This is a genomic window from Microvirga massiliensis (assembly GCF_001006805.1).
GTDB classification, from domain to species: Bacteria; Pseudomonadota; Alphaproteobacteria; order Rhizobiales; family Beijerinckiaceae; genus Microvirga; species Microvirga massiliensis.
The window spans coordinates 579,825-600,003 of record NZ_LN811350.1 but is presented as its reverse complement, the minus strand read 5'-3'; the positions used below and the strand labels follow the sequence as shown (position 1 = coordinate 600,003).

The 20,179-nt window shown below is 65.7% G+C and carries 16 protein-coding genes; 7 read left to right on the top strand and 9 right to left on the bottom strand.

All coding sequences use genetic code 11. From position 1 onward, the window contains the following. The first annotated feature begins 50 nt into the window (after positions 1–50). Genes BN1233_RS02770 through BN1233_RS02760 form a run of 3 tightly spaced genes read left to right on the top strand, consistent with a single transcriptional unit; the run spans position 51 to position 3,577 of the window. Entirely contained in the window at positions 51–1,463 is a 1,413-nt protein-coding gene (locus tag BN1233_RS02770; protein ID WP_046861913.1) for a D-alanyl-D-alanine carboxypeptidase family protein, read from the top strand. Positions 1,464–1,505: 42 nt separating this feature from the next. Next, the gene (locus tag BN1233_RS02765) at positions 1,506–2,423 is read left to right on the top strand and encodes an EamA family transporter (RefSeq protein ID WP_082145105.1); all 918 of its coding nucleotides are present in this window, start codon (positions 1,506–1,508) and stop codon (positions 2,421–2,423) included. Then, positions 2,420–3,577 (top strand): CobW family GTP-binding protein, encoded by a 1,158-nt coding sequence (locus tag BN1233_RS02760; RefSeq protein WP_046861911.1) that lies wholly within the window; start codon positions 2,420–2,422, stop codon positions 3,575–3,577. Before BN1233_RS02765 ends, BN1233_RS02760 begins: the two co-directional genes overlap by 4 nt. 48 nt (positions 3,578–3,625) lie before the next feature. On the opposite strand, the gene BN1233_RS02755 is transcribed toward BN1233_RS02760, so the two are convergent. The 3 genes from BN1233_RS02755 to BN1233_RS02745 all read right to left on the bottom strand — a co-directional run bounded on the left by BN1233_RS02755 (position 3,626) and on the right by BN1233_RS02745 (position 7,248). After that, positions 3,626–5,242: an AMP-binding protein gene (locus tag BN1233_RS02755; protein WP_046861910.1), complete on the bottom strand. Its 1,617-nt coding sequence runs from the start codon at positions 5,240–5,242 to the stop codon at positions 3,626–3,628. A 195-nt stretch (positions 5,243–5,437) separates the two neighbouring features. After that, entirely contained in the window at positions 5,438–6,487 is a 1,050-nt protein-coding gene (locus tag BN1233_RS02750) for an ABC transporter substrate-binding protein (protein ID WP_052763680.1), read from the bottom strand. Positions 6,488–6,786: 299 nt separating this feature from the next. Continuing rightward, positions 6,787–7,248 (bottom strand): Lrp/AsnC ligand binding domain-containing protein, encoded by a 462-nt coding sequence (locus tag BN1233_RS02745; protein ID WP_046861909.1) that lies wholly within the window; start codon positions 7,246–7,248, stop codon positions 6,787–6,789. A 112-nt stretch (positions 7,249–7,360) separates the two neighbouring features. On the opposite strand from BN1233_RS02745, the gene putA reads away from it, so the two are divergent. From putA to BN1233_RS02730, 3 genes are all read left to right on the top strand, one after another. Then, entirely contained in the window at positions 7,361–10,453 is a 3,093-nt protein-coding gene (putA, locus tag BN1233_RS02740; RefSeq protein ID WP_046861908.1) for a bifunctional proline dehydrogenase/L-glutamate gamma-semialdehyde dehydrogenase PutA, read from the top strand. Between the two features lie 166 nt (positions 10,454–10,619). After that, positions 10,620–10,844, top strand: coding sequence for an antitoxin MazE family protein (locus tag BN1233_RS02735; RefSeq protein WP_046861907.1), 225 nt, complete (start codon positions 10,620–10,622; stop codon positions 10,842–10,844). Further along, a complete protein-coding gene (locus BN1233_RS02730; protein ID WP_046861906.1) occupies positions 10,841–11,194 on the top strand; it encodes a type II toxin-antitoxin system PemK/MazF family toxin in 354 nt (117 codons plus the stop codon). The genes BN1233_RS02735 and BN1233_RS02730 overlap by 4 nt, the downstream gene beginning before the upstream one ends. Before the next feature lie 210 nt (positions 11,195–11,404). Here BN1233_RS02730 and atpC read toward each other — a convergent pair whose 3' ends face one another. The 6 genes from atpC to BN1233_RS02700 form a co-directional block, all read right to left on the bottom strand. Then, positions 11,405–11,806, bottom strand: a complete 402-nt coding sequence (atpC, locus tag BN1233_RS02725; RefSeq protein WP_046861905.1) for an ATP synthase F1 subunit epsilon — start codon at positions 11,804–11,806, stop codon at positions 11,405–11,407. Positions 11,807–11,878: 72 nt separating this feature from the next. Next, positions 11,879–13,339, bottom strand: a complete 1,461-nt coding sequence (atpD, locus tag BN1233_RS02720) for a F0F1 ATP synthase subunit beta (RefSeq protein ID WP_046861904.1) — start codon at positions 13,337–13,339, stop codon at positions 11,879–11,881. A 21-nt stretch (positions 13,340–13,360) separates the two neighbouring features. Further along, positions 13,361–14,236 (bottom strand): F0F1 ATP synthase subunit gamma, encoded by an 876-nt coding sequence (locus tag BN1233_RS02715; RefSeq protein ID WP_046861903.1) that lies wholly within the window; start codon positions 14,234–14,236, stop codon positions 13,361–13,363. Positions 14,237–14,257: 21 nt separating this feature from the next. Next, positions 14,258–15,787, bottom strand: a complete 1,530-nt coding sequence (gene atpA / locus BN1233_RS02710; protein WP_046861902.1) for a F0F1 ATP synthase subunit alpha — start codon at positions 15,785–15,787, stop codon at positions 14,258–14,260. Next, positions 15,787–16,359, bottom strand: a complete 573-nt coding sequence (locus BN1233_RS02705) for a F0F1 ATP synthase subunit delta (protein WP_046861901.1) — start codon at positions 16,357–16,359, stop codon at positions 15,787–15,789. The genes atpA and BN1233_RS02705 overlap by 1 nt, the downstream gene beginning before the upstream one ends. Before the next feature lie 271 nt (positions 16,360–16,630). Then, on the bottom strand, positions 16,631–18,790 hold the full coding sequence (locus BN1233_RS02700) for a primosomal protein N' (RefSeq protein ID WP_046861900.1): 2,160 nt from the start codon (positions 18,788–18,790) through the stop codon (positions 16,631–16,633). Positions 18,791–19,097: 307 nt separating this feature from the next. On the opposite strand from BN1233_RS02700, the gene BN1233_RS02695 reads away from it, so the two are divergent. Beyond that, positions 19,098–20,099 carry a tyrosine recombinase XerC gene (locus tag BN1233_RS02695; protein ID WP_046862411.1) on the top strand — a complete coding sequence of 334 codons (1,002 nt, stop codon included), beginning with the start codon at positions 19,098–19,100 and terminating at the stop codon, positions 20,097–20,099. Positions 20,100–20,179: the final 80 nt, after the last annotated feature.

Below are 20,179 nucleotides of genomic sequence, written 5' to 3'. Positions count from 1 at the left end.
GGTGCGGGGATCGCTCCGCAACCATCGACAGGTTGAGTAAGGAGTCTCGCATGGCACTTCGCTACGCTTTTCGCGTTGCTGCATTTGCCGTGGCTGTTCTTGTCTCCGGGACAGCATACGCGAATGGCCCCGCTCTCGTCGTGGACGTCGACTCGGGTCGCGTCCTCCATGCGGAGAGGGCAACCGAACCCTGGTTCCCCGCCTCGATCACGAAGCTGATGACCACCTACGTGGCGCTCGACATGGTGCGGGACGGGCGTGCGTCCATGGACCAGCTGCTCAGCGTCTCCGAGGATGCGGCGCGTCTTCCGCCCTCCAAGATGGCCTTCAAGCCGGGCTCCCAGATCCGCCTCGACAACGCGCTCAAGATCATCATGGTGAAGTCCGCGAACGACGTCGCGGCGACCATTGCCGAGAATCTCGGAGGGTCGGCCGAGGCCTTCGCGGGCATGATGAACGATGCCGCGGCGAAGCTCGGTATGCGGGAGAGCCACTTCGTCAACCCACACGGCCTCCCGGACGACCGGCAGCAGACATCCGCCCGTGACATGGCGATCCTGGCCCGGGCCCTAATTCGCGAATTTCCGGAATATGGCGGGCTCTTCGAGATTGGCGCGATCCAGTATGGCCGGCGCATCATGCGCAACCACAACGGCCTGATCGGCCGTTATCCCGGCGCGAACGGAATGAAGACCGGCTTCATCTGCGCGGCCGGGTTCAACGTGGTCGCGACGGCGGAGCGCGACGGAAAACGCCTGATCACCGTCGTTCTCGGGGCTCCCTCCGCGAACGAACGCACGATGCGGGCGGCGAACCTGTTTGATCGTGGCTTCGGCGCGAGTGCCGGCATCCTGAACCCGATGGTCGACCTCCTGCCTGCCTCCGCGACGACGGAACCGCCGAACATGCGTTCGGTGATCTGCGATCGCCGCGGCCCAGTTCCGGATGAGGACGACAGCCAGTCGCAGACGATGGCCGGAACGGTCCCGTCCGGTCCGCTGGCATCCGGCCTCCTCGCCTTCGCGGGCATGCCGCAACTGGCTCCCGGAGCGCCCACCATCCTCGAGCCGAGAGGTCCCGTTCAGCCGATTCGCGTCTGGCTCGGCCTCAACCCGCCCAGCCAGACGGAGCTTGCGAAGCAGGCCGAGGAAGAAGAAGCCAGCGAGAAGGCCAGCAAGGCCACGAAGGCAGCCAGCTCGAAGAAGGGTAAGAAGTCGTCATCGACGAAGGTCGTCGACAAGGATGATGGGCGGGCCTCGATCTCCGTGAAGCCGGTGAGCGGCTCGAAGAAGGAGGCTGCCTCCGCAAAGTCCAGCGATAAGAAGGCCGCCGCCGAGGCAAAGGAATCCGCGCCCTCGAATGCGAAGTCGAAGGGTAAGGCTGCGGCAGGCAAGCCGCTTCAGCTCAATGGCGGGAAATCGGCAGCAAAGGCCGAGTCCAAGCAGACGTCGAAAGCTCAGTAAGTTGCAGGTCCACGGCGGCCGGCCCCTGATGCAGCCAATTCCGTGACCGGAAATCCTCACCGCGTCGGGGCAGGCTTGGCCTGCGCCTTGATCGCGGCGACGTTCTACGGGCTGAACATCCCTTATGCACGCCTCGCATCCTTTGCCGGGGTGAGCGGCGCGACTCTCGTCTTCTACCGCGTCCTCTTGATGCTGGCGGTAGTCCTGGCGTTCGTTCTCGTGACCCGTCGGTCGATCGCCGTCGCGCCGTCCGAGCGGGCCACCGTCGTGGTCCTCGGACTCGTCACCACGCTCGTCGGCATCTGCTACATCTCGTCGGTCAGCTTCGTGCCGGTGGCCGTCGCCGTTGCGCTCTTCTACACCTTTCCGGTCGTGATCGTGCTCGCGAGCCCGCTCGTCGAGGGCACGCGCCTGACGCCTTTTCTCCTCGGGAATGCAGTGCTGGCCCTGATTGGAGTGGCGCTCGTCGTCGGGCCGGCCTTCCATGCGCTCGACTGGCGAGGAATCGCCTTAGCGCTCGGCGCCAGCATCGCGGCGGCGATGCAATTTTTCGCGATGGGACGCAGTCGGCGCACCGGAACCGTCGCCAAGGTATTCTGGGTCCACATCTTCGTGCTCCCGGCCTCCGCCGTCATCGGCCTCGTGACCGCGACGCTCACCGGTCCCGCAACGCTCGCCCTGGAGCCTCTGGGCGTCGGCATGACGCTCGCCGGCTACGTCCTGGGCTTCACCCTGCACTTGATGGCTCTGGTGCGGATCCCGGCCGTCATGGCCGGGATCGCCTTCTGCCTCGAGCCGGTCGTCGCAGCGTTCGCGTCGACCCTCATCCTCGGAGAGGGGATCGAGCCGGTTCAATTGTTCGGGGGTGGTCTCGTAATCGCTGCGATCATCGCCAACGTGTTACGAGAGAACCAGACCCCACGGAGCGGCGACCTGGCTATGGCGGACTCACCCCAATGACCGAGACCAGCACGGAACCGCGCCGGCCCGGCCCTCCGATCGCCCTCACCGTCCTCACGGGATTCCTCGGGGCCGGCAAGACGACGCTTCTCAACCGGATTCTCCAGGATTCGGCATTCTCCGATACCGTGGTGATCATCAACGAGTTCGGCGAGATCGGTCTCGATCATCTCCTCGTCGAAACCATGGATGAGGGAATGATTCTCCTGTCCGCGGGCTGCCTGTGCTGCACCGTGCGGGGAGATCTCGTCGCGACGCTCGAGGACCTCCTGCGCAAGCGCGACAACGGCCGCATCATGCCGTTCCGGCGGGTCATCATCGAAACCACCGGTCTCGCCGATCCCGCACCGATCCTGCACGCCGTCCTCTACCACCCCTATCTGTCGATGCGCTACGCGCTCCAGGGAGTCGTGACCGCCCTCGACGCGGTGAACGGCGAGGCCACGCTCGACCGGCACGTCGAGGCCCGCCGGCAGGTCGCCGTGGCGGAGCGCATTATCCTCACCAAGACGGATCTTCTCATCGATCCCGAAGGCCGCTCCCGGCTCGAGGCCCGCGTCCATGCCCTCAATCCCGGGGCCGACATCGCCGATGCCGCTGCAATCACGACGGGCACGGACCTCCTCGCCGGTGGCTTGTTCGACCTGTCGGGCCGGGTCGCCGACGTCGCGAACTGGCTCCGGGCCGAGGCGATCGAGGCCGACGAGCGGGCGCGGCATGCCCATGCGAGCCACGGGCACGATCACGCCGCCCATGACCACGATCACGCGCATGACGTGAACCGGCATGACGAGCGCATCCGCGCCTATTGTCTGACGAGTGCCGAGCCGATCAGCCAGGGCACTCTCGACATGTTCCTCGACCTCCTGCGATCATCGAGCGGAGCGAAGCTCCTGCGGCTCAAAGGTCTCGTCGCGCTCGCTGAAGACCCCGATCACCCCGTCGTGATCCACGGTGTCCAGCACGTCGTGCACGTGCCGGCCATTCTGCCGTCCTGGCCGAGCGAGGATCGCACCAGCCGTCTGGTGCTGATCGTCGACGATCTCGACCGCACCTATGTCGAGCATCTCTGGAATGCCTTCCTCGGCAAGGCCGGCATCGACCAGCCGGATGCGCAGGCCCTGACCGACAACCCACTCTCGCTGCGGCGGTAGCAGAGAGGGAGCGGCAGCAAGCCGATCTCGCGCCATAAGCGGCGAGCGTCAGGCCTCTTCGCGCAGGAGGCGCCGGATCACCTTGCCGGTCGTGGTCAAGGGCAGAGAGGCGCGGAAGGCGATCTCCCGCGGGTATTCGTGGGCCGAAAGCCGTGCCCGCACGAAGCCCTGGATGTCGGCGGCGAGCGTGTCGGAGGGCGAATAGCCGTCCTTCAGGACCACAAAGGCCTTGACGATTTCCGTACGCATCGCATCCGGCTTTCCCACGACGGCAGCGAGCGCAACAGCCGGGTGGCGGATGAGGCAATCCTCGATCTCGCCGGGACCGATCCGGTAGCCCGCAGAGGTGATGACGTCATCGTCGCGCCCGATGAAGTGCACGTAGCCGTCGGCGTCGATCATTCCCTGGTCTCCGGTCGTCATCCAGTCGCACAGGAACTTCGCGCGCGTGGCATCGGCCTTGTTCCAGTAGGACAGAAACATCACCGGATCGGGCCGCAGCACGGCGATCTGCCCGATTTCTTCGGGCTCGCAGCGACTGCCATCCTCCCTGATGACCCCGACCTCGTGGCCGGGGACGGGCTTGCCGATCGCGCCGGCCTGCGCCACGCCGATCTCGGCACAGGAGGACAGGACCAGGTTGCATTCGGTTTGGCCGTAGAATTCGTTGATGGTGAGCCCGAGAGCTTCGCGACCCCATGCAAAGGTCTCCGCCCCGAGCGATTCACCCCCGGAGGCGACCGTGCGCAGGGCGAGATCGAAGCGGCCGCGGGGATTTGGGACGGTGCGCAGCATGCGCAGGGCTGTCGGGGGCACGAAGGTGTTGCGCACGCCATAATCCGCCATTAGCCGGAAGGCTTCTTCGGGATCGAACTTCTCGAACTTCCGCGCAATGACTGGCACGCCGAAATAGAGGCCTGGCAGGAGCACGTTGAGGAGACCGCCCGCCCAGGCCCAGTCGGCGGGCGTCCAGAGACGATCCCCCTCGCGAGGCAGAAACTCGTGCGGCATCTGCACGCCCGGCAAGTGCCCAAGGAGAATGCGATGCGCGTGAAGAGCGCCTTTCGGGGCTCCTGTCGTTCCCGACGTATAGATCATCATCGCGGGATCATCCGGCCCTGTATCCACCGGATCGAAGGCGGGCTCCTCGCTCGCGAGGGCAGCGTGGAAACTCTCCGCCGCGCCTTCTGCGCCGTCGACCGACAGGATCACGTCGAGCGTCGGAACAGGCTCTTCGAGCTCGGCGAGTTTCGCGAGGCCGGCAGCGTTGGTGACGAGCGCCTTGACGCCTGCATCATGGAACCGATAGGCGATCGCATCGATGCCGAACAGCGCAGCGAGCGGCAGAGCGATCGCGCCGAGCTTGTAGATCGCCACGTGCGCGATCGGGACCGTCGCACCTTGCGGTAGCAGAACCGCGACCCGGTCACCGGGGCCGATGCCCCGAGCCTGCAGGGCGCGCGCAAGCCGGTTCGACGCGTCCCGCAATTCGCCATAGGTCAGCGGACGGACATCGCCATTCGGCGCAATATCGAGGACGGCGACACGATCGGGCTCGCGTTCGGCCCAGCGATCGCAGACGGCGACACCGATGTTGAACCGCTCGGGGATCCTCCAGCGGAAGCGCCCGACGAGCGTCTCGTAGTCGGTGCCGTATTCGAGCATGATCGGACTCTCCGCTCCGAACCGCCTTTCTACCAAGCCTTCATCGGGGGTTCCAGCAAACGGCCCGACCGAACCAGCGGCCCGCAATCTGCACCTGTATCGGCTCAAGCGACATCGCGAAGACCGACGAAACGCTCGGGTCGGTCTCCGCCTTCACACGGGACGATATTGCACCGGCCCTGCCGTTCGATTGTCTCAATCCGCCTTGCGGAGTTCCGCCGCCGGCAGATAGGCATCCGTGAAGATGTCGTCGATCGCGGGCTTGTTCTTGTATTTGAAGGCCAGGCCGATCTGATCCAGGGTCCGGCTGAAGCGCTCCTTGTCGATCCCGCCGAATCCGTTCGCTTTCACGTATGGTGTGACGACATAATTCTCGAGAGTCATCTTGAGCCGTTCGAGCTCGACATCCTTCTTGGCGATTTCGTTGCGCTTGAGAATGGAGTCGACGGCTGCATCCGGATTGGCAATGGTATCGCGTATCCCCTTCGCGATTGCACGCAGCATGCCCTTGACGGCTTCGGGATTCTCCTCGGCGAATTTCTCCGAGACGATGATGGCATTGCCGTAGAGTTCGAGCCCGTAATCACTCATCAGAAGGACGACGATGTCGTCCGTGGGAACACCGCGCGCCTTCAGGTTGATGTAGGAGGTCATCGCGTAGCCGAAGATGCCGTCGACCTCGCCTTGCGCGAGCATCGGCTCACGGACCGGAAAGCCTACGTTCTCCATCTGCATCTTGCTGTCGTCGATGCGGTTCAAGACCTTGAAGATCGGCCACTGCGCAAAGGCGCCATCGGTCGCCGGAGCACCGAATTTCTTCCCCTCGAGGCTGGAGACCTCCTTTGTGATGCCACGGCTGCGGCGGCCGATGATGGAGAAGGGCGGGCGATCGTAAACCATCATCACGGCCTTGAGCCCGGTCGTCGAATGCTCGTCCCGAAAGCGGACCAGCGAATTCACGTCGCCGAAGCCCATGTCGTGGGTTCCGGATGCGATGCGAGAGATCGGCTCGCGTGAGCCGCTCGCCGGCTCGATCGTGACATCGAGCCCCTCCTCTCTGAAATATCCTTTGTCCAGAGCCACAGCGAAGATTGCGGCCGGTCCCTCCCACCGCCAATCGAGGCTGAATCGGACCGGCGTCTGCGCAGATGCCGGCAAGGCCGTCAGGACCACCAGGGCTGCGCAGATGGGCGCCAGCCAGAGCCGCCCCAGGATGGAATGCCCGCCGCCTCTCGTCTTCGACATCTCCCCCCCTCTCACAGTCTTCCTGCCGCAAACAAACAGCCCGGCCACGCAACTCCGATTCCCACTGCAAACCTCATGCCGTTGGGATGAGAAAGGGCCATCTCTGCCATGATGAGTTGCATTGCAGGACGAAGGCTGCATTGGGTCAAGAGCTTGTCGAACAATCGAGCGCCTCGCTCGTGACGAGGTGAAAAGACAAGAAACGGGGCGCTCGCTTGGAAGCACGGGCCTCGTCTCGTCGGGTCGGGTGTCATCGCTCCACGGTCCGATGGGATCGGGCCATCCGATCGCCGCCCCGCTCAGACGGGCAGGATTCCATCGCTCTTCACTTCCTCCATCACCGCATAGGTCCGGGTTTCCTTCACCCCCGGGAGTGCCAGGAGGATCTCACCGAGAAAGCGCCGGTAGGCCGCCATGTCGGCAACCCGAGTTTTCACGAGGTAGTCGAAGCCACCGGCTACCATATGACACTCGAGAACCTCCGGCGCGCGCCGGACGGCCGCACTGAACCGCTCGAAGGCATCGGGCGTCGTCTTGTCGAGCAAGACCTCCACGAAGACGAGCAGGCCGAGCCCGAGGCGCGCAGGATCGATGCGCACCGAATACCCGACGATGAAGCCGTCCCGCTGCAAGCGCTTGAGGCGCTCGCTCGTCGCAGTGGGGGAAAGTCCGATCCGGTCCGCCAGTTCAACGGTAGCAATCCGGCCGTCGACCTGGAGGATACCGAGAATTCGACGGTCTGTTCTGTCGATGTCAGTCATTTTCACTACGTAATGATGCTTTGCTAGATTATACTACGGCAATCCTGGCCAAATGCCCATCGAACCACGGCTCGAGATCGCTTATGTTCAAGGCAGCCCCAGGAGTTCCCGAATGCCGGACCGGTTGCCCTTTCCCCCTTTCCGAGCGCCCTTTGCCGAAGACGATGCGGCGATCGCGGCTCGTTTACTCGCCGCCACGCGCCGCTCGACCGATGCGGAACGCCGGATCGACAACCGTGCAACACGCCTCATCGAAGCGATCCGGTCTCACGGCGGGGGCTTAGGCGGCGTCGAGGAAGTGCTTCGCGAGTATTCGCTCTCCACGAAGGAGGGCCTTGCGCTGATGGTCCTCGCGGAGGCTCTGCTCCGGGTGCCCGACGCAGCCACGGCAGACCGGCTGATCGAGGACAAGCTCGGCCAGGGAAATTTCGCGGGGCACGAGGCCCGTTCGGAAGCCTTCCTGGTGAATGCCTCGGCCTGGGCGCTCGGCGTGACCACGCGAATTATTCAGCCGGGCGAGACCCCGGAGGGCATCCTGGGGCAGCTCGCAAAGCGCATCGGCCTCCCGGCCGTGCGCGCAGCAACCCGCCAGGCCATGCGGGTGATGGGCAATCACTTCGTGCTCGGGCAGACAATCGATGAAGCGCTCGGCCGTGCACGCTCGGGAAGCGGTCGGCTCTTCCGCTACTCCTTCGACATGCTCGGAGAGGGAGCCCGGACGGCCGCCGACGCCGCGCGCTACCGTGACTCCTACGCCGCGGCGATCCAAGCGATCGGGCGTGCAGCCGGCAACGATCTCCTGCCCGACCGGCCGGGCATCTCGGTGAAGCTCTCGGCGCTCCACCCCCGCTACGAAGCCCTGAGTCGCGATCGCGTCATGGCAGAACTCGTCCCGGTCGTGCTCGATCTCGCCCGGCGCGCGAAAGCATACGATCTCAACTTCACCGTCGATGCCGAGGAGGCGGACCGGCTCGAACTGTCCCTCGACGTCATAGTCGCCGTTCTGAGCGATGAGTCTCTAGCCGACTGGACGGGGTTCGGCCTCGCGATCCAGGCCTACCAGAAGCGCGCCGAAGCCGTGATCGACTATGTGGCGGGCCTTGCCGAGCACCTCGGGCGGCGCCTCATGGTGCGCCTCGTCAAGGGCGCCTATTGGGACACCGAGGTGAAACGCGCGCAGGAGCGCGGGCTCGACGATTATCCCGTCTTCACCCGCAAGGCGATGACGGATCTGAACTACGTGGCCTGTGCGGAGAGAATGCTGGCGCACCGTCCGCGCCTGTTCCCGCAATTCGCGACCCATAATGCGCTGACCGTTGCGACGATCATCGAGATGGCCGGCGGCGTCGAGGGCTACGAGTTCCAGCGCCTGCACGGAATGGGCGAGGCGCTCTACGCTCACGTCCTGGAGGCCAATCCCGGCGCGGCGTGCCGGACCTATGCCCCGGTCGGAGGGCACCGGGATCTTCTCGCTTATCTCGTCCGACGCCTTCTCGAGAATGGTGCGAACTCCTCCTTCGTCTCGCAGGCAGCCGATCCTTCCGTTCCGGTCGAGACGCTGCTCGAACGGCCTGCCGACCTCGTCGGGATGCCGGCTGCGGCCCGGCATCCGAAGCTCCCGCTGCCGCGCGATCTCTATGGTCCGGAGCGGGCGAACTCGCGTGGCGTGGAATTCGGGCACGAAGCGTCCCTTGAATCACTCCTGGCGGAGATTCGCCGCGGCACTACGGAACCGTTCCACGCGGCTCTGCTGGTGGATGGACGCGAGCGCTCCGGTCGGGAGCGTGCGGTTACGAGCCCGATCGACGGCTTTGTCGTGGGACAGGTGGTCGAAGCGAGCCCCGGCGATGCGTCGACTGCCCTTCAACGGGCCCAGGCAGGCTTTCGCGCGTGGGCGGAGACGCCGGTCGAACAGCGGGCTGCGGCGCTGCGGCGGGCTGCGGATCTCCTGGAGGAGCGCCGGGGCGCCTTCCTGCATCTTCTTCAGGCGGAAGCCGGCAAGACGCTCGACGATGCGCTGTCCGAAGTTCGCGAGGCGGCTGATTTCTGCCGCTACTACGCTCTCGAAGGCGAGCGCCTGTTCGGACCCGGCACGCTCATGCCCGGTCCGACGGGCGAGAGCAACGTGCTTCGCCTGCGCGGGCGAGGCGTGTTCGTGGCGATCTCTCCGTGGAATTTCCCGCTCGCGATCTTTCTCGGACAGGTCACGGCCGCGCTCGTCGCCGGCAATGCCGTGGTCGCGAAACCTGCCGAGCAGACGCCCCTCATTGCCGCTCTTGCGGTTCGCCTGCTGCACGAGGCCGGAATTCCGGCTTCGGCCCTTCATCTCATGCCGGGTGACGGATCGATCGGCGCCGCGCTCGTGGCGTCACCTGCGGTCGCGGGCGTCGTCTTTACGGGTTCCACCGAGGTGGCCCGCCTGATCAATCGGACGCTGGCAGACAAGGATGGACCGATCGTTCCGCTGATCGCCGAAACTGGTGGCATCAACGCCATGATCGTCGATGCTACGGCGCTGCCCGAGCAGGTCGCGGACGATGTCATGACATCCGCGTTCCGCTCCGCGGGCCAGCGCTGCTCCGCGCTGCGTCTCCTGTGCATCCAGGAGGATGTTGCTGACCGGATGATCGAGATGATCGCCGGCGCGGCCCGCGAGCTGAAGGTCGGCGACCCGCGGGAAATCGCGACGCAGATCGGGCCCGTGATCGACGCGGATGCGATGGCGCGCCTCGGTGCGCACATCGTCGCCATGGAGAAGTCCTCGGCTCGTGTGCATTATGCGGGCATAGCGCCCGAAGGGCTCTACGTCGCGCCGCATGTCTTCGAGTTGCCGCACGCAAGGGCTCTGGCGGAGGAAGTCTTTGGACCGATCCTGCACGTGGTGCGCTATCGCGCGCGCGATCTCGATCACGTGCTCGAGACGATCGAGGCCAGCGGCTACGGCCTGACACTCGGCGTGCATTCGCGGATCGACACCACCGTGGAGCGCATCATCGAACGGCTCTCGGTCGGCAATGTCTACGTCAACCGCAACATGATCGGCGCCGTGGTCGGCGTGCAGCCGTTCGGAGGACATGGTCTTTCCGGCACCGGCCCGAAGGCCGGCGGACCGTTCTACCTCCCGCGCTTCGCAACCGAGCAGACAGTGACGATCAACACCGCCGCGGCTGGTGGGAATGCGACGCTGATCGCGATGGGGGAGTGATTGGGGGAGAGGGCGGCATCTGGCTGCGGAAATCGCGCCCATAGATCGGTGTAGGAGTTCGGGAGTTCTCTGCAGCTCGGCACGGCATCGTGACCTCCGGGGCTTGAGACTGGCTGAACCGACCAGCTCGTGATAGGTTACATGTAACCCCGCCTGGAGAATGGTCATGACGTCGGCGCCTCGGTCCAAGCCCTCCCGCGTGAAAGTACAAGAGCATCGAGAGCGATTGCGCCGTCAGGGCCTGCGCCCGATCCAGATCTGGGTACCGGACGTACGCGCGCCGGCCTTTCGTTCCGAAGCGCATCGTCAATCACGGGCCGTCGCCGCGAGCGCCCATGCTCGCGAGGATCAGGCGTTCATCGATGCGGTGTCGAACTGGAATGACGAATGAGGCGAGGCGAGATCTGGACGGTCTCTGGTGGCAAGGATTACGCAGGAAAGCCGCGCCCCGTCGCGATCGTACAGGACGACAGCTTCGACGCGACCAACTCCGTCACGATCTGCGCTTTCACCACGGACGAGACGGAGGCGCCGCTGTTCCGCATTCTGATCGAGCCAAACGAGCGTAATGGTTTGCGTGCGCCTTGCCGTCTGATGGTCGACAAGATCACCACCGTCCCAAAGTCAAAAATTGGCTCTCGTATCGGACGCTTGGATGACGAGGATGTCCTTCGCCTCAATCGAGCCATGCTGGTTTTTCTTGGAATGGCGGTGTCTGTCAGGAGTGAGCGAGACGCGTAATCGAGACGCGATGCCTCCGGCCATGCAGGAACGGTAGGCTGGTGTGGCAAAGAGACAGGACGTGACAGATGTCATTTCGTCGTTCCGATTTGCAGGCAAAGTGCTTCTTCCTAGCGCGGTAGCCTGGATTGTTTCGCTCCGCTCACAATGACGATCGGAACGCGGGAACGTCCAAGAAATGAAAAGGCCGGCGCGAGGCCGGCCAGTCATTCAGAAACTCAGGGCTGCGCGGGCTTCTCGGAGTTGCGCGATCGCAGCCTCCGCGGCCAGCTTTCCGCCGAGGTCGTTCGTGGCATCGTAGAGCATCTCGGCGTGGAGGATTTCCCTGTCGAGGATCTCCGGGGTGATCTCCTCTTCGGGAAGTGCGCGCGCCGCGAGCACGGTCAGACCCTGCGGGTTCATGTCGGCGAAGCCGCCGCGCACGAGCACGCGGCGGCCGTTGCCGACGGTGTCCGTGATGACGAGAAAGCCCGTTTTCAGCGCGGTCATGAGCGGCGCGTGCCCGGGGAGAACTGTCATGTCGCCCTCGGATGCGGGCAGAACGACGGCGTCGACGTCGCCGGAGAAGATGATCCGCTCGGGCGCCACGAGTTCGAATGTGAGTTTGGCCATGACGGTGCGGCTCCGGGAGCTCGGGCAGGAGAAGACCGGAGCGCGCGTACGCTCCGGCTTTTGCGATCGGTGTTACGCAGCCTCGGCAGCGAGGCGCTGGGCCTTTTCCACGGCCTGTTCGATTGTTCCGACCATATAGAAGGCCGCTTCCGGAAGGTGATCGTACTGGCCTTCCACGAGTCCCTTGAAGCTCTTGACCGTGTCCTCGAGCGCAACGAGCTGGCCCGGCGAGCCCGTGAAGACTTCGGCCACGAAGAACGGCTGGGACAGGAAGCGCTCGATCTTGCGCGCGCGGGCGACAGTCAGCTTGTCCTCTTCGGAGAGTTCGTCCATGCCGAGGATCGCGATGATGTCCTGGAGGGCCTTGTAGCGCTGCAGGATCTGCTGAACGCGGCGCGCGACCTGGTAATGCTCCTCACCGACGATGCGGGGATCGAGCATGCGCGACGTCGAGTCGAGCGGATCCACGGCCGGATAGATGCCCTTCTCGGAGATCGCGCGGGAGAGCACGGTCGTTGCGTCGAGGTGGGCGAAGGAGGTCGCGGGAGCCGGGTCGGTCAGGTCGTCGGCCGGCACGTAGATCGCCTGCACGGACGTGATCGAACCCTTGGTCGTCGTCGTGATGCGCTCCTGCAGCGTGCCCATGTCGGTCGCAAGCGTCGGCTGGTAACCGACCGCCGAGGGAATGCGGCCGAGCAGCGCCGACACTTCCGAGCCCGCCTGGGTGAAGCGGAAGATGTTGTCGACGAAGAACAGCACGTCCTGGCCCTGGTCGCGGAAATGCTCGGCAACCGTCAGCCCCGTGAGCGCGACGCGGGCACGGGCGCCCGGAGGCTCGTTCATTTGGCCATAGACGAGGGCGCATTTCGAACCGGCGGTGGAGCCGCCATGCTCCTGCGGATCCTTGTTCACGCCGGACTCGATCATCTCGTGATAGAGGTCGTTCCCTTCACGCGTGCGCTCGCCGACGCCGGCGAAGACGGAATAGCCGCCGTGCGCCTTAGCGACGTTGTTGATGAGTTCCTGGATCAGCACGGTCTTGCCGACGCCGGCGCCGCCGAACAGGCCGATCTTTCCGCCGCGGGCATAGGGGGCGAGAAGATCGATCACCTTGATGCCGGTGACGAGGATCTGCGCCTCGGTGGACTGCTCCGCATAGGACGGGGCCGGCTGGTGGATGGCGCGGGTGGCCTCCGCCGGGACCGGGCCTGCTTCGTCGACCGGCTCGCCGATCACGTTCATGATGCGTCCGAGCGTGCCGTCCCCGACGGGCACCATGATCGGCGCGCCGGTGTCGGTGACTTCCTGGCCGCGGGTCAGGCCCTCAGAGGTGTCCATCGCGATGCAGCGCACAGTGCTCTCGCCGAGCTGCTGCGCGACCTCAAGCACGAGGCGATTGCCCTGGTTGGTCGTCTCGAGAGCATTCAGGATCGCAGGCAGATGGTCGCCATCGAACTGCACGTCGACGACGGCGCCGATCACCTGCGTGATGCGGCCGATTTTATTGCTCCCGGGGGTTGCGGTGTTGGCCATGATTGGTCCTTCCTGAACGGGTCAGAGCGCCTCGGCGCCCGAGATGATCTCGATGAGTTCCTTGGTGATCATCGCCTGACGAGTCCGGTTGTAGGTCATCGTCTGCTTCCTGATCATTTCGCCAGCGTTGCGCGTAGCGTTGTCCATCGCGCTCATCCGTGCACCCTGCTCGGAGGCAGCGTTCTCGAGGAGCGCGCGGAAGATCTGCACGGACACATTGGTCGGCAGAAGCGTCGCAAGGATCTCGGCCTCGTCCGGCTCGTATTCATAGACCGCGTCCGACGTAGCGGCCGTGGTCTCTTCGATCTGAGCCGGGATGATCTGCTGCGCGGTCGGGATCTGCGCGATCACCGAGCGGAAGCGGGAATAGAATACGGTCGCGACATCGAACTCACCCTGCTCAAAGAGGGAGAGCAGCTTCTGCGCGATCGAGTCCGCATGCTCGTAGCCGAGCTGACGGACGGAGCGCAGGTCGACGACGTCGATAATGCGGTCGCCGAACTGGCGGCGCAGGATCTCGTAACCCTTCCGGCCGACGCAGATGATCTTGACCGTCTTGCCCTCGGCAATGAGCCGGTTGGCATGATCGCGCGCCAGACGCGAAATCGATGAGTTGAAGGCGCCGCACAGGCCGCGCTCGGCCGTGCAGACCAGGAGAAGATGGGTCTGATCGGAGCCCGTGCCCGCGAGCAACCGCGGTGTCTCGGGCCCGATCGTGATTCCCGCAGCAAGCCCGCTGAGCACCTGCGCCATGCGTTCGGCGTAGGGGCGCGCAGCCTCAGCGGCGCTCTGGGCGCGGCGGAGCTTCGCCGCCGCGACCATCTGCATGGCTTTGGTGATCTTCTGCGTCGCCTTCACGGAGGCGATGCGGTTACGCAGATCTTTCAGGCTCGCCATCGAGCGGATCCCAGCTCGTGCTTACGCGAAGGACTTGGCGAAGGATTCGACAACGCCCTTCAGCTTCGCCGCCGTCTCATCCGTCAGATCGCGCGTCGTCCGGATGGACTCGAGAATGTCCGTGTGCTTACCGCGCAGGACGCTCAGGAGGCCATCCTCGAAGGCGCGCACGCGATCGACCGGAAGCGGATCGAGATAGCCGTTCACGCCGGCATAGATCACCGCAACCTGCTCTTCCATCTTCAGCGGCGAGAATTGCGGCTGCTTCAGGAGTTCGGTCAGGCGTGAGCCACGGTTGAGCAGGCGCTGCGTCGTCGCGTCGAGGTCGGAGCCGAACTGCGCGAAGGCCGCCATCTCGCGGTATTGTGCGAGCTCGCCCTTGATGCGCCCGGCGACCTTCTTCATCGCCTTCGTCTGGGCCGAGGAGCCCACCCGCGACACCGAGAGGCCCACGTTCACGGCAGGGCGGATGCCCTGGTAGAACAGGTCGGTCTCGAGGAAGATCTGGCCATCGGTGATCGAGATGACGTTCGTCGGGATATAGGCCGACACGTCGTTGGCCTGCGTCTCGATGACCGGCAGCGCGGTCAGCGAACCGGCGCCCATGGTATCGTTCATCTTCGCCGCGCGCTCGAGGAGGCGCGAGTGGAGATAGAACACGTCGCCGGGGTAGGCTTCGCGGCCCGGCGGGCGGCGCAGCAGCAGCGACATCTGGCGATAGGCGACCGCCTGCTTCGACAGGTCGTCATAGATGATCACGGCATGCATGCCGTTGTCGCGGAAGAACTCGCCCATGGCGCAGCCCGAGAACGGCGCCAGGAACTGCATCGGCGCCGGATCGGAGGCCGTCGCGGCCACGATAATCGAATATTCGAGAGCGCCGTTCTCTTCGAGAGCCCGCACGAACTGCGCGACGGTCGAACGCTTCTGCCCGACTGCGACGTAGACGCAGTAGAGCTTCACCTTCTCGTCGTCGCTCTGATTGAGCGGCTTCTGGTTCAGGATCGTGTCGAGGGCGATGGCCGTCTTGCCGGTCTGGCGGTCGCCGATGATCAGTTCGCGCTGGCCGCGGCCGATCGGGATGAGCGCGTCGATCGCCTTGAGGCCGGTCGCCATCGGCTCGTGCACCGACTTGCGCGGAATGATGCCGGGAGCCTTCACGTCCACGCGGCGGCGCTCGGTCGACTCGATCGGGCCCTTGCCGTCGATCGGATTGCCGAGAGCGTCGACGACGCGACCGAGGAGACCCTTGCCGACGGGCACGTCCACGATGGCGCCCGTGCGCTTGACGGTCTGGCCTTCCTTGATCTCACGGTCGCTGCCGAAGACCACGACGCCGACATTGTCGGATTCGAGGTTGAGGGCCATGCCGCGCACGCCCGATTCGAACTCCACCATCTCGCCGGCCTGGACCTTGTCGAGTCCATAGCAGCGGGCGATGCCGTCACCAACGGACAGGACCTGCCCAACTTCGGTGACCTCGGCTTCCGTTCCGAAGTTCTTGATCTGCTCTTTGAGGATCGCGGAGATCTCGGCGGCTCGAATGTCCATCAGCGGACCTCTCTCAGGCTATGACGAATGGAATTGAGTTTGGTACGAACAGAGGCATCCACCATGCGGCTGCCCATCTTCACGATGAGGCCACCGATGAGGCTCGGGTCGATCTTCACGTCCATGGCGACCTCGGACTTCGCGAGATCCTTCAGGGCCGCGCGGATGTCGTTCATGACGGCATCGGACGGAGAAGCGGCAAGCGTCACCTCGGCGCGCACGATGCCCTTCGCATGGGCGACGAGCTCGCGATAGGCGCGGATCATCTGCGGGAGCGCAAAGAGACGCCGGTTGGCGGCAACGAGACGAATGAAATTGCCAGCGAGGCCGCCGATGCCGCTGTGGTCGAGCACGGCGCCGACGGCGCGGGCCTGCTCGTCGGCCGTGAAGACCGGATTGCGCAGGAGCCGGGTGAGATCCGGGTTCTCGCCGACCATGGCGTCGAACCGATCGAGATCACGGCCGACCTCGTCGACCTGGCCGGCTTCCTGGGCGAGCTCGAACAGGGCGGACGCGTAACGGCCCGCGACACCCGCGAGAAGGGTTCCTGACGTCTGACCGATTTCAGCCACTGAGCGTCTCTCTCATTACGAGCAATGGCCGGCATCGCAGGAAGCGGCAGCACAGGCCCGTCAGCTATGGGGTAGGCGCAGTCACGGGGGCGGAAACCCGCCGGGAAGGCGGGGGTGCACTAGCACGGGTTCCAGGGGGGCGCAAGGCAATGCCGCGCTGCGGAATGGGCGCCGGCCACGGGCGGCCTGCCCTCTCCCGATGCAGCGCCCGGCATCCGCTTGGCCTCTTGCAGCGCATGGCTCCTGCCCTGGACCGGGCGGAGCCATGACGTCACAGGAAGCTCTGCGGATCGATATCGATGATGGCCCGCACGCTCCCGCAAGCCTTGGGGCAGCGCGCCAGCCAGTCCCGCAGATAGCACTGAAGATCGACCTCGCGCTCCGTGCGCACCAGGAGCCGGAAGCGGTGGCGTCCGCGGATGACGGCGAGCGGTGCCTCCGCGGGGCCGAGAACCATGACGCCGGGCAGAGGATGCGCGACCTGAGCCATCCCGCGGGCATGCGCTTCGGCAGCTTCACGCTCCGCAGCCGAGACCACGATTGCGGCAAGACGTCCGAACGGAGGCAGCCCGGCAGCCTCACGCGCCCTCGCCTCCTCCCGGTAGAAGCGTTCCGCATCCCCTGAGACGAGTGCCGCGATCACCGGGTGGGTCGGCTGCCATGTCTGGACGAGGGCTCGCCCGGGCTTCTCCCCACGGCCTGCACGTCCGGTGACCTGCTGGAGGACCTGGAAGGTGCGCTCGGAGGCCCGCGGATCGCCCGAGGCCAGCCCGAGATCCGCATCCAGGACTCCGACGAGGGTCATGAATGGGAAATTGTGTCCCTTGGCGACGAGCTGGGTTCCGATCACGAGGTCGAACTCTCCGGCCGCAACGGCGGCGAGTTCCGCCCGCAATCGCTCGGCGCCACCCGGGAAGTCGCTCGACAGCACGATGCTCCGCCGTCCGGGAAAGATTTCCGTCACCTCTTCGGCAATGCGCTCGACGCCGGGCCCGCAGGAGACGAGCGAGTCGACGCTGCCGCAGCTCCGGCAGGCCTCGGGCGTGCGCTCGATATGGCCGCAATGGTGGCAGACGAGAGCCCGCCGGAAGCGGTGCTCGACGAGCCAGGCCGAGCAGTTCGGGCATTCGTAGCGATAGGCACAGGCGCGGCAGAGGGTCAGCGGCGCATAGCCCCTCCGGTTGAGGAAGAGCAGCGCCTGTTCGCCCCGCGCCAGCGTATCCTCAACGGCGAAGGCGAGCGTCGGCGAGATGAAGCGCCCCCGCGGCATCGTTTCCCGCTTAAGGTCGATCGCGCGGATCTCGGGCATCGTGCGTCCGCCGAATCTCTCGGGCAGCACGATCCGGCGATAGCGGCCACGCGTGGCGTTCACCCGGGACTCGAGCGAGGGCGTCGCCGAGGCCAGGATGACGGTCGCTCCTTCGAGCTTGCCGCGGACGACCGCCATGTCGCGGGCATGGTAGTGGACGCCGTCCTCCTGCTTGTAGGCCGTCTCGTGCTCCTCATCGACGACGATCAATCCGAGTTGCTCGAACGGCAGGAACAAGGCCGAGCGGGCGCCCGCGACGACCTGTACCTCGCCGGTCGCGACGCCGGCATGGAGCCGCTCCCGCCGACGGCTGGAGACGCCCGAATGCCAGACGGCCGGTGGCACCCCGAACCGCCCCGCGAAGCGTTCGAGAAACTGCGCGGTGAGCGCGATCTCGGGCATCAGGATGAGGACCTGCTTGCCGGCCCGAAGCGCCTCCGCCACCGCCTCGAAATAGACCTCGGTCTTGCCGGAACCCGTCACGCCCTCGAGGAGAATGACCGGCGGCGGAGCGTCATGAAAAGCCGCGCAGACGGCGCGCGCGGCCTCGTGCTGCTGCTCCGAGAGCTCGGCTTGCCCAAAACCGGGATCGGGGATCTTCGCGACCGGATCCGCGGCGAGGGCGAGGGTCTCCAGCGCCCCCTCGTCGATGAGGCCGTCGATCACCGATGCGCTCACGGCAGCCGCATCGGCGAGTTCGCGCTTCGACCGCGTGAGTCCGTCGGCCGCGGCTTCGAGCACCCGGCGTCGGGCCGCAGTCATGCGCACCGGCACGCGCTCCGTGAGGCGCACGCCCACTCGCGGCACCTCGGGGCGCGGCTCCGGAACGCGCAGGCCGAGCGCAAGCGCCGAGCCTCGCGGAGCGAGCGTGTACCAGGCGAGCCAGTCGAACAGCTTGCGCAGCGCGGGCGAGAGACGTGACGCGTCGACCTTCCCCGATACCGCCTTGAGGTTCGCGCCGCCGCCTTCGCTCAGGCCCCAGACGACGCCCACAGTCTCGCGGGTGCCGAGCGGCACCACGACCACGTCGCCTTCGACGAGGCCGAGATCCTCCGGAACCCGATAGCTGTAGGCGGTGTCGAGCGCGAGCGGGATCAGAACATCGGCGATGCGGGTGCTCATGGCTCCGTCTTTCCCGTACCGCGCGTCATCGAGGGCAAGGCAGGCCTTTGGCTTCCGAGAGCCGATGCGACAGGGGCCTCGATCATGCCGCGATTCATCGGTCGAGAATCCTCCGAACCGCCCGCGATCCCGCGACGGGAATCGTCACACGGGTGAGCCGAGGCGGGACGGGAGGATAGGCCATGCGGGTGTCCAGGGATCGAGGATCGGCGGAGACTCTCGTGCGTCGCATACGTCGCCACGAAGTCAAGGTTGTGCATTCGGGGCGATGAAGAGTTTGGAAACCATCGGCGTGGCACATGGCGCCATGGGAAGAAGCAGCGCTCGTTCACCCACTCCTGATAGAGCCGGCGCCGGCTTTCCCGGGACCGGCGACAGTTTTCGCGCGATGCTGTCCTGGCTCTCGATGCTGTCCCGGGAGCGCCGCCTGTCACCGAAGACCGTCGAGGCCTATGGACGCGATCTTCGACAGTTCCTGGTCTTCCTGGCGGAACATCTCGGCGGGCCGCCGGACGTCGCGGCCATCCTGGCGCTCGCGCCTCTCGACATCCGGGCCTTCCTGGCGCGGCGGCGTGCGGCCGGGATCGGAAGCCGCTCGCTGATGCGCCAGCTCGCTGCGCTCCGCTCGTTTGCCCGACATCTCGAGCGGGAGGGCCATGGCACCGCCTCGGCCTTTGCGGCGATCCGCACCCCGAAGGTCGAGCGCAACCTGCCCCGTCCCCTGACCGCGAAGGCCGCCGTGGCCTTGACGGACCCGGACACGCGAGGCGCGACCGAGCGCGAACCTTGGATCCTCGCGCGGGATGCCGCCGTGCTCGCACTTCTCTACGGTGCGGGCCTGCGCATCTCGGAAGCGCTCGGAATCCAGAGGCGGGATGCACCGCTGCGCGGCATCGACGCGATCACGGTGACGGGCAAAGGCGGGAAGCAGCGCAGCGTGCCGATCGTGCCGGCCGTCGCGGAGGCGGTTGAGGAATATCTCCGCGGCTGTCCCTACGTGCTTCCTCCGGAAGGCCCGCTCTTCGTCGGGGCTCGGGGCGGACCGCTCTCGCCCCGGATCATCCAGTTCGCCGTCGCCGAATTGCGCGGTGCGCTCGGCTTGCCCGACAGCGCGACACCGCATGCGCTGCGCCACTCCTTCGCGACTCATCTGCTGGCCGGCGGCGGCGATCTGCGCGCCATTCAGGAGTTGCTCGGCCACGCTTCGCTCTCGACCACGCAACTCTATACCAAGGTCGACACGACGCGCCTCCTCGATGCGTTCGATTCCGCGCATCCCCGCGCGAAGCGGGCACCGATCGCCGGCTGATTGCCCGGACGGCGGTCGGTAGGCCGCTTTCGCCTGTCCATATGGCCGAGCTGCAACATCTCGCGCCCTCGGGCGTTTGC

What these genes read in the sequence shown, in the direction of transcription:
- BN1233_RS02770 (WP_046861913.1), top strand. Translation starts at nt 51, where the DNA reads ATGGCACTTCGCTACGCTTTTCGCGTTGCTGCATTTGCCGTGGCTGTT.
- BN1233_RS02760 (WP_046861911.1), top strand. Translation starts at nt 2,420, where the DNA reads ATGACCGAGACCAGCACGGAACCGCGCCGGCCCGGCCCTCCGATCGCC.
- BN1233_RS02755 (WP_046861910.1), bottom strand. Translation starts at nt 5,242, where the DNA reads ATGCTCGAATACGGCACCGACTACGAGACGCTCGTCGGGCGCTTCCGC.
- BN1233_RS02750 (WP_052763680.1), bottom strand. Translation starts at nt 6,487, where the DNA reads ATGTCGAAGACGAGAGGCGGCGGGCATTCCATCCTGGGGCGGCTCTGG.
- BN1233_RS02745 (WP_046861909.1), bottom strand. Translation starts at nt 7,248, where the DNA reads ATGACTGACATCGACAGAACAGACCGTCGAATTCTCGGTATCCTCCAG.
- putA (WP_046861908.1), top strand. Translation starts at nt 7,361, where the DNA reads ATGCCGGACCGGTTGCCCTTTCCCCCTTTCCGAGCGCCCTTTGCCGAA.
- BN1233_RS02735 (WP_046861907.1), top strand. Translation starts at nt 10,620, where the DNA reads ATGACGTCGGCGCCTCGGTCCAAGCCCTCCCGCGTGAAAGTACAAGAG.
- BN1233_RS02730 (WP_046861906.1), top strand. Translation starts at nt 10,841, where the DNA reads ATGAGGCGAGGCGAGATCTGGACGGTCTCTGGTGGCAAGGATTACGCA.
- atpC (WP_046861905.1), bottom strand. Translation starts at nt 11,806, where the DNA reads ATGGCCAAACTCACATTCGAACTCGTGGCGCCCGAGCGGATCATCTTC.
- atpD (WP_046861904.1), bottom strand. Translation starts at nt 13,339, where the DNA reads ATGGCCAACACCGCAACCCCCGGGAGCAATAAAATCGGCCGCATCACG.
- BN1233_RS02715 (WP_046861903.1), bottom strand. Translation starts at nt 14,236, where the DNA reads ATGGCGAGCCTGAAAGATCTGCGTAACCGCATCGCCTCCGTGAAGGCG.
- atpA (WP_046861902.1), bottom strand. Translation starts at nt 15,787, where the DNA reads ATGGACATTCGAGCCGCCGAGATCTCCGCGATCCTCAAAGAGCAGATC.
- BN1233_RS02700 (WP_046861900.1), bottom strand. Translation starts at nt 18,790, where the DNA reads ATGAGCACCCGCATCGCCGATGTTCTGATCCCGCTCGCGCTCGACACC.
- BN1233_RS02695 (WP_046862411.1), top strand. Translation starts at nt 19,098, where the DNA reads ATGGGAAGAAGCAGCGCTCGTTCACCCACTCCTGATAGAGCCGGCGCC.